Source organism: Legionella sp. JM-2024, assembly GCF_055389095.1.
Window position 1 is genome coordinate 3,245,670 of sequence record NZ_AP039388.1, and the last position, 15,658, is coordinate 3,261,327.

Below are 15,658 nucleotides of genomic sequence, written 5' to 3' on the forward strand. Positions count from 1 at the left end.
TTGCATAACCTGATTATTTTGTTTTAGGACAAGGCGCAAACGTTTTGAGGAACGGAGTTTACATTATAGTAAATGAGCACCACAGAACCGTTTGCAACGCAGCAATAAAACCAAAGAGACAGGTTATGCAAGAGGTCTATTCTACTAACAACAAATTAATCAAATAATTCTTTTAAAAACAACTGCGTACTTTTCCAAGAGCGACGATCAGCCAACTCATTGTAATGCAAACCCATTTCATCGTCATTGGCATTAGGATCAGTAAATGAATGAGCGGCCTGACCATAAACATGTATTTGCCAATCCACTTTTCTTTCTGACATTTCAACAGCAAATTGATTCACCTGTTCCATTGGTACTAATGGGTCCTTATAACCGTGTAATATCAAGACCCTGGCATTTAATGGCTTGTTATTTTCCCCCTCCAAGGCTGATAGAACCCCATGAAAACTGATTACCCCTTTAAGAGCAGCCCCTGAACGCATTAAGTCCAACACACACAATCCACCAAAACAATATCCCATTGCTGCAATTTTTCCGCTATCAATCTGAGGCAGTTGTGTCACCGCAGTGAAAGCAGCATTAATACGAGTTATTAATTTTTCTCTATTTTGCATGAAAGGAGTCATTAAAGCCCTCTTTTCAACTTTATCGCGCCCTATCCGCGCATTCCCATACATATCAATAGCAAATCCCGTATAGCCCATATCGGCAATTCGTATCGCTTTATCACAAGCCCCCTCTCCACGACCTCCCCAATCATGAGCAACCATAACACAGGGTAGTGGCTTTAAGGAACTGTTATCATAAGCCAGAAACCCCTTGCAAGTTGTATCGCCATCTTCGTATTTTATTTCTTCAGTTACTAACACATTCATCCTTATTTTTTGTAAATCCCTGGATCCTGTTGACAATTTGATCTAAAACTTACGTCACACGCTTTGTGCGCGGGCATCCATGGATGCCGTAGATAAACCACGATACGTCGACATTTTAGATTGAATTGTCAACACGACCTAGGTTATCACCCATTTTAGTGTTCCAGACAACACAGAAAATCATTATCATCATTACAATTAATTTCTAACAACAAGAAGGGCTCATTTGAGCCCTTCTTGTTTTACTGTTTAGAATCCTATTCTGGAAGAGGTGTACTACCACCACTACTGCCAAGTGGAGAATCAGTACTTTGTGGTTGTGACTGAGTAGAATTGGGACCAGTCTGGCTCTGACCACTGCTTTTACCTTTCCCTTCAACTTGACCTTGATTTTCTGTCACTTTTTTAGCTTGAGGTCCCAGTTTACCAAGCATTTGTTGTCCTTTAGCGCCCAGCTTGTCACCCATAGCTTTCTCTGCTCCATAAGTTTCCTTGCCAGCCTCTGCTACTTTACCCTTGGCTTCCTCACCCCATTGAGCAGCTTCTTGACCTGCACCCTCTGGGTTACCGCCAATCCATCTCAACACCTTATCTGGCAAAACAGCAATCAAAGTAAATGCTTTTTGAACTATAACCAAATACATTGTGGTGTAAATTAATATCGAGAAGAAGAAGGCGTATACCCCAGCCCAACCATGGTACCCTGCCCCACTCTGCAGTGACTGAGTCTGATACTCACCCGTCAATTTATCTTTAAAGTTATCCCACTGAGATGTATCTGTTTTAAATCCACCAAAATCGGTTCCTGAAGTATCCTTACCCTGATCGCTTTGGATAAAGCTTATGGCATGATCAAATCCGGCATTCAGCACCCAAACTCCAACATAAGACAAGGCAATTGCTGTAATATAACCTATTATCATCAGAGAGGGTCTTAAAAAGACATTGATCAAAATCATAATGGCATGCTCACCTTTACCAAAGGCTTCATGACCTTCTGGATGAGTAACACCTAAAGCAACAATAGGTGCGGCAACCATAGCTTCGATGACTGCAATCAACCAGGCAATTGATCCAAAAGTAAAAATCATATAGGGCAAAACCGGTATATAATACGCTGTAATAAATCCTATAGATACCATGGTTCCTATCCATGCCATCAACAACGGCATTGCCATCATAATTAAAGCAAAGATAAATATACCAAAGAGTGGTATGATTGAACTGACTACTGCCATGTTCAATAGCGTTAGCCACAAGGTACCAGAAAAGTTAATGTACATAGTCCCCATATTAGCTAATGCTACGATTGGGTTAACTCCAGGCTCTGAAAGGGTTTTAACACCTACTACAAAAATATCTTTCATACCTTGCAGAGGGATCATCAAAAATGCCATTACTATGGAATTGATCATTTCTCCAAATATGGCCAGGAAGAAGTTATATATGTATCTAAAGATGTAATTATAAAATAAATCTCCCATCATCCGACCAAGACAGAAAGAGAAAAACATAATTTTAACCCTGCCGCAATCGAAATCCTGATGCTTCATATAATACAGAGAAGTATCCACTTTAAAATTAATGAGGTTGGCAAAGGTCAACGGTTGTATTCCTGGTTGACCAGGTAATTGTATCATCACAGAGTTGTTAATAAATCCATACACTGTTGAAGAAAGTTGTTGATTATCTGATTTGCGATCAGCATTAGGATTTAAATCCGGTTTTTGAACTCCATCTTGACCTAAAGCAGGCACACCAGTAATTAACGACTGGACTTGAGAAAGACCAGAGCTGTCATTTTGAAACCAGGTGCATAATAATTTACGATTCCCTTGGCAGGCCTTTCCAAATGGTTGGGTTAGATTGGTTTCATCAAATGTACTTTTATTCAAGCCAGTATTAGAATCAAATTGATTTGCAGACGTTACGGCATTGCCATTTAATTTAACCAAATCAAAAAAATAGGAACCTGCCATAATCCAACCTTTGGCATTAGCTTCTGCAATAAACGCTCGTGAGGAACCGTCATTTTTTTCAATTAAGGCTTGGTTTAAAAGATTTAGAGTGGGCATCATGATGCCATTATAGTCATTAACGGCCCCTAAAAATTCTGATCCACTAAACAATACTCCTGCCGAACTGGTTCCCGTATCACTCGCTGAAGCACCCCAAGTTTCACAAACCTGATTATATATGGTGCAAGGTTGCCCCCCTTTTGTATAAGGAACACCAAATTGCTGTTTTGCAATTTTAGAAAAATTGTTGTTGGTAGTTCCAGTACTTGTTGTCGTGGAAAAGGCTGGATCATTATTAACCATTATTTGAGCAACAGAAGACAAAGTAACATACATTTGCTGAATAGCGATCGCGCGAGACAATCGAGCAGTATCTAACTCTGAAGAAGAAAGACTAATTTTACCAACTTTTCCCTGGTTTATGTTACCGCCTTGTTGATTGCTGTTTAACGCATTAATATTGTTCCAATGGATAGTTCCACAAATGCCATTTAAAAAATAAAATGGGGATGATTTCTCAAAATTTGGCATTGAAACATCATAATACGCAGGGGGCGGTTTCGTTTTATCCGACGTAGCATCATTTTGTGCTTTAACAATATTCACTGTGCTTAAGAAATCAGGAATTGAAGATTTGCAAAACGTATCCATTTCAGGTGTAGGGTTCCCGCCACAAGGAGGGCTATTATTTTGTTTGGCATCCAAATAGCTCTGCCTTTTAGCTTGTAGCTGTTTTTGCAAACCTAACATACAAACCTGGCCAGAGAGGATTGTCATAGCCCCAGTTGCCACTTCAGACTGATCATTTTTCTGATACTGTTCTGTTGGATTTGCCTGGGCTTGTATTATAACACCTCCGCGATTCAAATAACTCAGGGCGGCCTCCCAAACTTTATCAGCAGCCCCGATGCCTTGCACAATCACCCACATCACAAAAATCTGCATCATACAATAGCCAGATGCTTTGGGTATCAACAAAGCCAAACCAAATGTGGAGCGAATAGGAATCCAGATAGAAGACCATTTTTGTCCAAGCATTTGCCCTTCATGAGCAGTATTCATGGTTGAAACCAAGAGGGTGTACATAATAATGATTCCACCCAAGGCCAAAACAGCAGAGTTAAAAACCCCAAACATATTACCCATTATTTGGCTTCCGGTACCATGTAGTACCCCATCCACCACGCCGAACAGATTTCCTAAGAAAATCACAGATAAATCACTTGGTGGCGGAGCGAAGCTTAAGGCTCCATTATCAGCCAGAGCAAGAGCTGGAAACAAACAAAAGAGAATTGTAATAGCTAATTTATTCATTCTTTCTCACCCAATAAGCCTTGCCTGTACCATTCTTTAATAGTACATCCCAATTTGCGATGTTTAATCTGGTAGTACCAAAAATGGTAACGAAAGGCCAGTACCAAAGCGATCAGGACTACCACTAAACTTATTATTGTTGCTTTGAATGTGCCGTAAAACAGTTGATAACCCATATAGCCAAATATTATAAAAGCAGCGATGAGCATAATGATACTAAGCCTAAATAAAGCATTCTGTTTTAGTAACAAATCAGTTTCATTTAATTTTAATTTCTTGGCTGCTTCATCAAAGGATTCAACATGGGTTGGATTTTGCGGCACAAATAAACGTTTGATGCCATTTACTAAATACATAGTAAATGCCTTCATTCGTTCCCAATCGAACCATTTACGAACATTAATAATCCTTGTAAACACTCTTACTATTCTTGATCCCGGCTTCTTTTTCATATTTTTTACTTTTTCATAATTTTAAATAATGGACTTTTATATATCATAATATACTATAGTATTATGTAGTTGTTTCGTCTATCACCGAAACTCAGTAAAAAAAGAGTAAATAATGCCTGATTTAAGCTATGAAGCCTCCGCAAAGTACTGGTTTGAATACCTTGATCCCATGATTTACAGGGTCATTACTTTTATGGAAAGTGTAGAAAACTGGACTCTTGATGGAAATCCAGAGCTGGAAGAAGCCATGAAACAGTTAGGACAAGAACTTGATGATATTGAAAAAATTGATTTAGGCTTATTAGCAGAGGAAGACAAATTTATTCGTATCGTTGGTAATATTAAATCAGGCAGAGGCTTACGCTTGCTACAGGCTATAGACACAGTTCATCCAGGTAGCGCTTCTCGTGTGTTAATCCATGCCGAAGAAACAAGTTTGAGCAGTAACGATCCAGCAGGTTTTTTTCTAAAGCGGAATATTGTATTTGAAAGACTAAGATTATTATCGCGGGTTTTTTGTCAATACCGCCTAAAACTCGTTTTACGAGCACTCGAAGGGGATGAATAATGAATGTATTACCTAAACTGGCTCTGGCCAATCTGTTTTGTTTTACCGCTCTATCTGTTTCAGCTCAGGGTCCTGATCTCACTGGACAACAGACCAGCACGAATACCTCCAACCTGGTCACTTACCTGACCAATCTGGGAAAGTATTTAGGATACGACATCACTAAATCTGATAAAGCACCTAACCCGCCTTATTCACAATTATTCAATTCTAACGCTTCTCAGCTTATTCAAAACTACGCCTTTAATACCTTTTTAGGCTCAATCCCTGTGGATGCCATGTCCCAAGGGTTAATGAATTTTGTAACCAGTAATGTGCAGGGCAATTCATTGATCAATAATTTAGCTAACAACACTTTTAAAACTCAAAAATACAGTACTCCTTCGTCTGGTCAAGATGGAACAGTATCCGCAAATGGCATAATTGATCAATCAACATCCGCTGTTCAAGCAACGGGAGGTACTGGAGTTTTTGCTGCCCTACAACCCACACCGTCTGGATCTTATCTGGATGATCCAGTCAGTCAAGCAGTATTCAATATTCTGGGAACACCTGATTATACTTTTTGCATGGCTAATGATGAACAATCCTGGTTACCCAATTGTAATTACAAGTATCAAAACCTGGTAATGCAGCAAGTAGTAGGTACCATACCCCCCGGCGGCCAATCCGAGGAAGCATTTTATACCTATCAATACAATAAACCACTGATTAGCCAACTGAACAGCAATTCTTTAATCGCTCCATTACTAATAGATACCTCTCCTGTGTCCAGCGATCAAAAATCAGGGTTGACGGCAAAAAGTCAGGCTCAACAAGCGCTTAACTTTATTAGGTACGCCAGTGCTCAGGTTACCCCCCCATCACTTCCCAAGCTTACTGCTTACGCCAACTTATATAATCAGGCAAAGTCTAAACCCGGTGATTCAGGTTATAATGAAGTTCAGCAAAAACAAGCCGTAGCGACTTTGAGCGGTTATTTTAATAACTTACGTGTCTACGCCGCTCAAACCTCCGTAGGAGTGAGTAATCTTTATTATATTTTATCAAAAAGACTACCCCAAAAACTGGAATCGGCCTCAGGAGGACAAAGCGCCGATTTACCAAGCCAAGCATTGAATGAATTTAATATGGCTACACGACGATTATTTGATCCCAATGCCTCTAATGATCCAGGCAAACCAAATTCGCAATGGCTTCTACAAATTAATAATGCGTCTCCTGCGACAGTCCAAAAAGAAATTGCGATATTACTTGCCGAAATTAATTATCAAATGTACCTGGATCGACAGCTGCAAGAGCGTATTTTAATGACCAACAGTGTCATGTTATTGCAAAATCTAAAAGCCGCTCAACCTAGCGCAGATTTTTCAAGTCAAGGTACTCCTTCTGAGCAATAATTTTATCACTTGGGCTCCCGGGGCTAATTCCTGGAGCCTATTTCAATACTTCATCAGACTTCTTACCAAACTCTACAGCAGTAGTAGTTTGGTAAGAAATCAATGACTACGTTTAAAAATTCGATAAACGAAATCAATCATTTTTTCTTCTTCAGGGGCTTTTTCATTCAAATAATAACCAGACTTTAAAACCGTGACTAATTGGTAATTTTTAAAGAAACCCTTTTCTTCTAGCAGATCTGTCAAATAATCACCACGTGATTCCTCGGGATAATAATTAATAATCACCCAATCGGGTTTCAATTCAGAATCCAGGTAATTGGCATAAAGACTCATATCTTTATTAAATGGACTTTTAGTTAAATCGGCATTATTCAAACATTGCGCATCAATAAATCGAATGTCTCTCCGAGAAAAAAATGGAATAATTCCACAGTCATTTAAAAGAACCTTAGCGTCCTGTTTAGCCCGATAATTTAATAAATCAGCGATATACATCCGGTTTTGAGTCCGCTCTTTGTATTCCATAACCCTTTTAGATAAATTGTTTAAATCATTTCCTGGAATAAAAAACCAGGTCATAAATATCATTATCCCTGCTACCAAATAGTCTCGATCCCACTTAAAGTGAGCAATATACTTTATCAAGTGATTAACTCCCAGAACAGGCAATATAGAAAAAAGAGCAAAGGGAGCTAAAAATAATCGCAGGCAATAAGCAATCACTGGATTTGCTTTCCAAAGTAATAAACCATACACAACAGAGGGCAGCCAAAGTAAAACATGACGGCAATCTTTATTGGCAGATAATAAATAAGGTATGGATAAAACAAGAAAAGGAAGAATAACGATCAAATAATCAAAATCTACCACAAAAATTTGCCCATAGGTTAACGCTTTGCAGCGATAACTGTTCGGAATCCAATGTCCAAAATAGAATAATCGCCAAGCAAAATACACAAGATAAGGCAATACGAAACACATAAGGGCAATTAGAATCCATAAATACAATCGTTTTAAGTCTTTGAAAATGAGGTTCTGTTTGTATTTGAAATATTGACATCCAATAAAAAAAATCAAAGGGATCATCCATACTAATCCCTCAAATCGAGTCAAGCTCAGTAATAAAAGAAGAAGATTGGTTATTATCCAATACTTGGTTGAATAAAGAGGAATTTGATTAATGAATTGCTTTTTATTTTCAGTTTTATAACCAAATGCTAAGGCACACTGCCATATTAGCGCCAAAGATAAGGCACAATAAAACAGAGTTTCCATCCCACTCACAGTCCACCAAGTAACTCCAATATAATGGCTAAACAAAAAAACCGGGATAATAGACAACAAGGAACTAAAAAAAAGTCTAGCCAAACGATATAAGAACAATAATGACAACCCCAGACTACAACAGGAAATCGCTTTCATAGTTGCAACGAGAGGTAACTGCAACTTAATGACTAATGCAGCAATCATAACCCATAAAAAATTGGAAAATCCCTCTACCGGCGTTAGGGTCGTATGCCATAATAAGCCATTTCCATTTGCTAACTGTCTTGCATAATACCAGCTAATATAAGCATCATCTGTAGTAAAATCCCACGCTGTATACAGAGAGATAATCAAGTCATAAATGCAATAAAGTGCTATCAAAATTGTTAAAATGGTTTTTTTTCTGGATAATAAATAATTCAAGGTATAATGGACCCCCAAAAATCTTTTTAATCCACAATATCATAAAATGTCGACTAGCTCTCTAAATCATGATGCAAAAAATAACTGGTATGGTATGAGCCCAAACAACTAAAGAAACCGTACGAAATATCCTCAATGAAATAATACTGGACTTATGAAAAAACGATTACAGCTAGAACCTCTATCAGGACGAAAAATTTAATATAGGCATTATTATAATTATTTATTGCGCACTTACCATCTTAGAGTTAGTGCGCTTATATTTTGGTTCTACCACTGAATTTTATAACTAAAGAATGGGGGAATAACTCTCATCGCTTTCCACCGGAATGTCCGTTAGAGTAAGGTCTTTTGTCTTACGTGCTCTACAAAGGAAAAAATCATTAGTATTTCCCAAGACGGCTGCATCAGTTAGCGCTGGCTTAGAAAGTTCATCGGTACGTGAAATTCTCCTCGATGGGATCTCACTTGGTTTCTGTAAAGAGTGTTCTGATAATAAAGAAGCCGATAGAATACCAGCGAATATACCTAACAAAGCGATTGCAGATAGTGTACATACGCTGCTAAATGCCACAGACACACCTGCTGTAAATGCGATAACTGGCAAGGTTAATCCTCCAGTGGCAATAGTGGCTACTAGAGTAGCACCAATGAGTAGAGTGCTTGCTGCCAATAGTAATCCAATAGAGAAATTGGAACTTAATAGTTTTTTATACCATGCACATTCTTTGTCTAAGGTTGTATCGATATTAAGTTGCGTTCGGTAAGAGTTAAACAGCACAAAAAGTGTTGTTGATAGCATAATAGCCATTGGAATTAATGGGGAAACAGCTATGCCTGCTATAGAAAAACTGATGATAAAAGCAAGAAAAGCAACCGTGCTATAAATAAGTATACTTTTATTCTGGGTGATATTTTGCTGTAGCGAATAATTTAGCTTATTGTGTTTGAATAGATAATCTAATGAGCCATTTAAAGTAATATCAGTAAAAAATGCTGATTTATCATTCGAATTCATAGCACAACTAACCCCACCTTTTTCGGAAACCATCCGACAGCATGGCGCGTCATTTAAACCATCTCCTACAAACCACACGCCTTTAGGGTTGATTTCTCCTGTATGCAAAATTTTTGATAAGAACGCCTCTTTATCTTTCGGTGTTTGACCCGCATGAATATCCTCTTCCTCAAAAATAGAGCTCATTTGCTTATTAAAGCCCTGGGCTGATAAAAAATTATCTCCCGTTAGCATGATAATTTTTTTCCCTTCTTTTTTTAACCGAGTGAGTGCTTCCAGAGCACCTTTTCTTACTTCATGCTTCACATAGATAATCCCTTTATAGACACCATCTTCCGCTACGCAGACTGCTGAAAATCCTTGCTCAATTTTTGACTTTTCAGGCTTAGGAAGTGCAATGCCATTATCCTTAAAATAATCGAAATTTCCGATGTGAATTTTTCTTCCTTGCACTCGAGCAGAGAATCCTCGGCTTTTAGGGTCTCTCATAAATTCGTTTACTTCATCAAAAAGCAATTCATGGTTGATACTGCTTTCGTAGTATTTTTGAATTGCTTTAGCAAGAGGATGTTCTCTGCCATAAATTTTTTCTAATAGATAAACTCTCTGCCATAGCGATGAAGTAATGGGAATATCCGAGGACTCAACAATAGAATTCCCTGTCGTTAATGTTCCTGTTTTATCAAAAACCACCGTATGAATCTCATCAGATTGAGGCCTAATTAAGCTATCATCTCGTAATTGAATGCCTTTACTGCTGCGATGATGGAGGCTAATCAGTTGTGGTAATTGATGCGCAATGGCAATAGTGCAAGGGCATACGGAAAACAAAATACCAATGATGTTTTGCATCAATAAAGGAATAGTAGCGATACCCAACCCAATGGGTGTAAAAACTGCTCCCAAAAGACCAACAATGATAAGTGCTGTATAAAAATAAGCGAATGTGGGAACTGCTTCTTTACCAACAGAGGATTCTTTAGCCCTATTTGAGCGAAAGAGCAATGTATTCACCGTACTGTTATAGGAATTTTTGACAGCATAGACAGAAACCTTTTGCCCGAGGTTAATAGCCCCCGCAGGAATAGATTGCCATAATCCTTTTGATTGATGCGGTTCACCAGTTAGAAGAGAGGCATCAATGACCGTATTTCCTTTAATTAAGATACAATCAACTGGAAAGCATTCTCCAGCGTTTACATCAATAACAAGTCCTTCTCTTAAAAGTTTTCTTTTTTCTTCAGATACTTCTTGAAGATCTAACAAACGATGAAAGCGTTCCTCTTCTTCCTGGCTCAAGGGCGAACAAGTTTCTGATGAACCAGATGATTTGAGTGCGAACTCAATCGCATTAGACAAGAGTTCTAATTCAGATTGAGGGAGTTTATAGCAACGATAAGTTTCTGACATTTGGGGAAATAATGTCTTAATTCCTTTTAATTGAATTTTTTTGGCTTTTTCAATAATAATACGCTTAATCTCATCCATACCATTAATGCAAGTAATTAACATCGTAGGCATTATAAAATTCATAAAAATCATGGAAAAATTGCTTGCCAACGGCATGCTGATGGCATGAAAAAGAGTGTGTGCCATAGATAAAAACCATCCCAGGCTAATCGTGGTTGCCATATTTGCAAAGTTCTTGGTACGAAAATTTTGAAAAAACGTAAATAGGTATTCTCTAGAAGTGAACAAGGTTGATAAGAAGGTAAGAGAGGCCAAGCCAATAGTTAAGAATATGGATGGTGGAAATATAAGGGATAAAGTTAGTACTAGTCCCATAGAAAGCAAATTGATTAGTATATTAATCCAATTCTTTTTTTGGTCTGGTTTATTCTCATTTTCTTCTTGCTCATCAATAACCTCGAAAATAATATCCTCTTTAATCTTGGCAGAAAGAATAGAATGAAAATCTTTGATGGGAATAAAATCATCCATTTCACTTTCAATTGAAATGGTTAACTCATGAATACCTAAACCGCCAGGTTCGGCGTCTACGATAAGCTTGGCATCAGAAGGAAGAACTTTTTTTTCTATACATTCACTAATACAAGTCTTAAGAAATCCTTGAATGGTGTTTCCACAACCATCGAAACACATAATTCCTGAAATTAGAAAGGATTTTTGAAAAATAAGATTCTTTGGCATGATAGCAACAACCAATAAAATGCCTTAATATAACCTATATTGATTGAATTATCATCACTAATGGACTGTTTTTAAATTTAAGGAGTATCCTGGCGCTTAACTGAAATGGCAACCAGAACTTGGCTCGTACTTTCCTCGAGCAAGGACTTTTACCTCTCTCATTAGGTCGTAAGCTGATAAGTTCATTTAAAATTCACCGAACCGATGTGCGGCCGGTCTCAAAAGACTCCCTTAACAGAGAGAATAAAAGCAAATTTCATTCCTTTTGGAGTAGTGATTTTCCAGAATCTTCTCAGGAAACTCAAATAGTACCCAACACTGAGCCGTTAAAAATAATTTAAATTAACCTCAGATCTGGATAAAAAATCAATCAAGTCATAAGTATTATTTAATGGACAAAAAAACAATAATATGGTCAAATTGTCAAAATTAAAAAATAGACTTCTCAGAAACTCACTTTGATAAGTTTCCGAGAAATCTAATATCAGTTATAGGTCGACAAATGCCAATCAATACATCGAAGGTACCATCTTTAAAAGTTTTAGCAGCCAGAGAAATTCAAAAATCAAACCCTAATCTATTTTTCAGACTGCAATCACTTGAAACTGATCTAGAAATAAAAAAAGCGTTCATTGATCCAAAATTACAAACCTTGACTAATCAAGTCACAAAAGAATATCAAATAAAAGTAGAAGCCAGAGAGGAAAAAGTTGAAAAATGCAGTTCAACTCTTAGCTCCGATAGTTGTTTCGCTAAATGTTCGAGTTTTACTCTTGCCACATTTTTAAGTGGAGTGCATGTAGGAATTTATTACATACTGAAAGCAGCAGATGTTGACCCTTCAGTCCAAACGACTTTTATCTGTACTATACCTGCTACTATTTGTTTCTCTATATGTGCTGGTGTTTGCCTTAATAAACAAATTGCCAAATGCCTGGCATCTTGTTTTACTCCAAGTGTTCCCAATAAAATCACCATCGATTTGGATGAGGTAGGTAGGAAATCTGATTTCGAGACTGCGGCTAAAATTGTGTAACTGTTTATCATTACAGCCTAACTAACGAACTAAAGAAAAACTATTTCAGTAAGAATTAAGCTTTATTCCTTGGTTATTGTCAAAAAATAAGGAGTAGTCTCGTATACTAATTTATTTCCGTGTTTTTCTTTACAATACTCCCAAAAAAACTGCACCATTCTATTGACGACATCCTGATAAATATTGACAGAAAGATCCTTAAATAAAGGTGCCCCATGAATAAAATTTTCAAATATTTCCATGCTTGGCAATTCAACCTGGCAAGGTTCCACAACGTAAGAAATGTTTTTAAATGACAAATTTTCCAGTGATTTTTTACATCCTATAGAAAAATGCTCTCTCCTCATTTTCGATTGAACAACATTTTGAGCTATATCCGGATACTCGTTTTGATATTGTAAACTGTTTAATACCTCAAATAACGTACTTTGCTTACCTGAAGAAAAAATGGCATAAATTTTTCCACCAGGTTTTAAGACTTGGTATAAATTAGATAAGGATTTTTCCAAGTTCGTCCAATGGAGACACCAAAATGATAAAATATTATCAAATGGCCCATAAATGATAGACTCTTGAATATCCCCTATATCAAAATGCAGGTGATCATTCTTATAATGTTTGTTCGCATAATCTATCATGGCTTTTGATCTATCCAAACCGAGAACACCTCCGTTTGGGACGAGATTTGCTATGATTGCTGTAAAGCTGCCATCACCACAACCGGCATCAAGCAAATAATGACTTGAATGGACAGGTATTTTCTGAAGAAACCTATTCGATATTTCTTTCAGGATATAGTTGCCTTTTGCATAATGTGTGGCTGACCAATTATTCAATATGGCAAGCAAACTGTTATTATCCATTTCATATCTCTACATTACTTTGGACTTACAAACACTTCGAGATCGAGACAAAAAAATTTTTTAAATAAGGGAGTTTAAAAAAACCAAATGACCGACTTAAAAAACCTTTTTAATCAGTTGATTGTAATCTTTCGTAAGTCCTGATTTTCTAAATTCTTTACTCAAAAGTCCTATATATATAAAGTATAGAAGTTATAAACCGGGAATCCCGTTAGGCCATTGCAACCAATTTTTCTCAGGGTAAGGTAAAGAAAGATCAACCAAATGCAAAGTATAAGCATGTCTGGATGCCTCTGAAAAATTGGCCTGACTTTTATGAGGGACTCTACCATGCAGTACAATCAACGTACCTTTCTTAACAGGTAAAGGAATACTGTTTTCTTCTGGCCAGGGACTTGCGTCATAATCCTCAAAATAGATTTCACTTCCCTGGCGAAACATCCTTCGTTTTAAAGGAGTTGTAGTATAAGGACCAGGTATCACTTCCAAACAACCATTTTCTAAAGTAGCATCTTCCAGAGCAAACCAGAACCCTAAAGCATCACTGTCTTCTCCAAAAATATAGGTACTGTCCTGATGGCAAAGCACTTCAGCACCAATCCCTGGTTGTTTAAAAATATACATGGATTGAACCAAACCAAGGTTCTTTAAGCCAAGTTGATGAGCTATGTTTTTAATTCGTTGATCTCGGGAATATTTTCTAAAAACAGGATCTAATTCATGCAGGCCATGTCCTATTTTATTAATCGATTGATCAAAAGGCAGTGTACAATTCCCTTTTTCATCAAATGCCCCTGGTTCAAAAAAATAATGAATTTTATCCCCAGAATCCAGGAAATATTGTTTTTTCGCATGCTCATTCGTTTGAGTAGAAAATATGGTTTTAGGGATAGTTTCCTGATTACCTTTAATAAGAGTCTCTATTCTTTGTTTTAAAATATTACAAACAGATTCTGGAAAGAAATCGTTTATTACCAAATACCCATTTGTGAAAAAAAAATCACATTGATCACTAGAAAGCTGCATTCTTTGTCCCTAAAAAATCAAAATATCTTCGCTAATTTTTCCAATACATCATCAACAGTAATTAATTTCATCGCCTCATCTCCATGCACTTGGGTACCCCAGACATTCTTTTCAAAACCAATTCCCAATACCTTTTGAACAGCGTCAGGATATCTATTCACTACCAGATGTTGAAAAGTATAGGGGCCAGAAATAGATGGGTTAGTTACCGCATGCAAGGCTACAACAGGTGTTCCTACTGCAGCTGCCATATGCGATGGCCCTGTATCAGGACACAGTACCGCTTTTGCTTTACTAATCACTGCCAATAATTGTTTTGGTTTCGTTTTTCCAACCAAATTAACAGCCGGAATCTCTTTCATTATTTGTTCAGCTAACAATCTATCATGCTCGCCAGGGCCACCGGTCAAAACCACTTTGACATTCCACTTGGTCTGAGCCTGCCTCAGAACCTCAATATATCTCTCAGCTAACCAACTGCGCTCAGGTTTACTGGCCGCAGGATTAACAACCAAAATTGGCTCTTGTTGTTCTGACAAATGATTCCGAGCCCATTCATAGTCAGTTTGAGTAATTGGCAGATCCCAACGTATTATTTTTTCACTGACACCTAAAGGTTCAGCAAATTTTAAAAAACCCTCCAGCGTATGCTCAAGACCTGGAGTAATATTTTCTTTAACAAATAAACGATGTCCATCATTCGCCCTGTGAGCATCATACCCCACTTTACGCCTGGCTTTGATTAATGGAATCAACAAATTGGTTCTAAAACTAGCTTGAGGCGCTAATAATACATCAAACTGGTGGGGTAGCATTCTTTTTCTGAACTGCCAGTAATCTGCAAAAGTCTTGGGCTTATCAATGACGATAAATTCAACCCCCTCCATTCCTTCTACCAAATAAAAAGCGGGTTTAGAAATGATCCAGGTCAATTGAATACCAGGTAATTTGTTTTGCAGGGTTCTTATCAAGGGAACCAACATCAAAACATCCCCTAAAGCAGAAAGTCTTATAATGCAAATCGATTTAATCATTCTGTAATACAAAGCGAGAGCCGCAATAAGGGCATACCTCTACACCAGTTTTCTCTATCGGCAAATAAACCTTGGGATGGGAATTCCACAATTCCATATCATCCGTTGGGCAACTCAGTGGTAATTCATTTCTATGTACTACATAATTTTTTTTAGTACTTGCAGTTTCTTTTTGTGTCTTCCTCATGTTGTTCCTTTGCGGCATGAT

General features: G+C 37.4%; 12 protein-coding genes. 3 read left to right on the top strand and 9 right to left on the bottom strand.

Annotation, left to right across the window (positions count from 1 at the left end; genetic code table 11):
• Positions 1-155: 155 nt before the first annotated feature.
• The 3 genes from ACZ5EK_RS14175 to icmV form a co-directional block, all read right to left on the bottom strand.
• On the bottom strand, positions 156-872 hold the full coding sequence (locus ACZ5EK_RS14175) for a dienelactone hydrolase family protein (RefSeq protein ID WP_464430352.1): 717 nt from the start codon (positions 870-872) through the stop codon (positions 156-158).
• A gap of 263 nt (positions 873-1,135) precedes the next feature.
• Complete coding sequence (gene dotA, locus ACZ5EK_RS14180) at positions 1,136-4,210, bottom strand: type IVB secretion system protein DotA (RefSeq protein WP_464430354.1); 3,075 nt, start codon at positions 4,208-4,210, stop codon at positions 1,136-1,138.
• Entirely contained in the window at positions 4,207-4,662 is a 456-nt protein-coding gene (gene icmV / locus ACZ5EK_RS14185; protein ID WP_464425389.1) for a type IVB secretion system protein IcmV, read from the bottom strand. The genes dotA and icmV overlap by 4 nt, the downstream gene beginning before the upstream one ends.
• Before the next feature lie 112 nt (positions 4,663-4,774).
• On the opposite strand from icmV, the gene icmW reads away from it, so the two are divergent.
• Positions 4,775-5,230 carry a type IVB secretion system protein IcmW gene (gene icmW, locus ACZ5EK_RS14190; protein WP_464425390.1) on the top strand — a complete coding sequence of 152 codons (456 nt, stop codon included), beginning with the start codon at positions 4,775-4,777 and terminating at the stop codon, positions 5,228-5,230.
• Positions 5,230-6,630, top strand: a complete 1,401-nt coding sequence (icmX, locus tag ACZ5EK_RS14195; RefSeq protein WP_464430355.1) for a type IVB secretion system protein IcmX — start codon at positions 5,230-5,232, stop codon at positions 6,628-6,630. Before icmW ends, icmX begins: the two co-directional genes overlap by 1 nt.
• A 99-nt stretch (positions 6,631-6,729) precedes the next feature.
• Here icmX and ACZ5EK_RS14200 read toward each other — a convergent pair whose 3' ends face one another.
• Positions 6,730-8,322, bottom strand: coding sequence for a protein LphB (locus ACZ5EK_RS14200; protein WP_464430357.1), 1,593 nt, complete (start codon positions 8,320-8,322; stop codon positions 6,730-6,732).
• 289 nt (positions 8,323-8,611) lie between these two features.
• A complete protein-coding gene (locus ACZ5EK_RS14205) occupies positions 8,612-11,491 on the bottom strand; it encodes an HAD-IC family P-type ATPase (protein WP_464430358.1) in 2,880 nt (959 codons plus the stop codon).
• Between the two features lie 502 nt (positions 11,492-11,993).
• Here ACZ5EK_RS14205 and ACZ5EK_RS14210 point away from each other — a divergent pair.
• Complete coding sequence (locus tag ACZ5EK_RS14210; RefSeq protein WP_464430359.1) at positions 11,994-12,527, top strand: lpg2692 family Dot/Icm T4SS effector; 534 nt, start codon at positions 11,994-11,996, stop codon at positions 12,525-12,527.
• A gap of 62 nt (positions 12,528-12,589) precedes the next feature.
• Here ACZ5EK_RS14210 and ACZ5EK_RS14215 read toward each other — a convergent pair whose 3' ends face one another.
• The 4 genes from ACZ5EK_RS14215 to ACZ5EK_RS14230 all read right to left on the bottom strand — a co-directional run bounded on the left by ACZ5EK_RS14215 (position 12,590) and on the right by ACZ5EK_RS14230 (position 15,637).
• On the bottom strand, positions 12,590-13,390 hold the full coding sequence (locus ACZ5EK_RS14215) for a class I SAM-dependent methyltransferase (RefSeq protein ID WP_464430360.1): 801 nt from the start codon (positions 13,388-13,390) through the stop codon (positions 12,590-12,592).
• A 192-nt stretch (positions 13,391-13,582) separates the two neighbouring features.
• A complete protein-coding gene (locus ACZ5EK_RS14220; protein WP_464430361.1) occupies positions 13,583-14,416 on the bottom strand; it encodes a phytanoyl-CoA dioxygenase family protein in 834 nt (277 codons plus the stop codon).
• A 17-nt stretch (positions 14,417-14,433) separates the two neighbouring features.
• On the bottom strand, positions 14,434-15,450 hold the full coding sequence (locus ACZ5EK_RS14225) for a glycosyltransferase family 9 protein (RefSeq protein ID WP_464430362.1): 1,017 nt from the start codon (positions 15,448-15,450) through the stop codon (positions 14,434-14,436).
• Positions 15,443-15,637 carry a zinc-finger domain-containing protein gene (locus ACZ5EK_RS14230; RefSeq protein WP_464430363.1) on the bottom strand — a complete coding sequence of 65 codons (195 nt, stop codon included), beginning with the start codon at positions 15,635-15,637 and terminating at the stop codon, positions 15,443-15,445. The genes ACZ5EK_RS14225 and ACZ5EK_RS14230 overlap by 8 nt, the downstream gene beginning before the upstream one ends.
• Between the last annotated feature and the right edge of the window lie 21 nt (positions 15,638-15,658).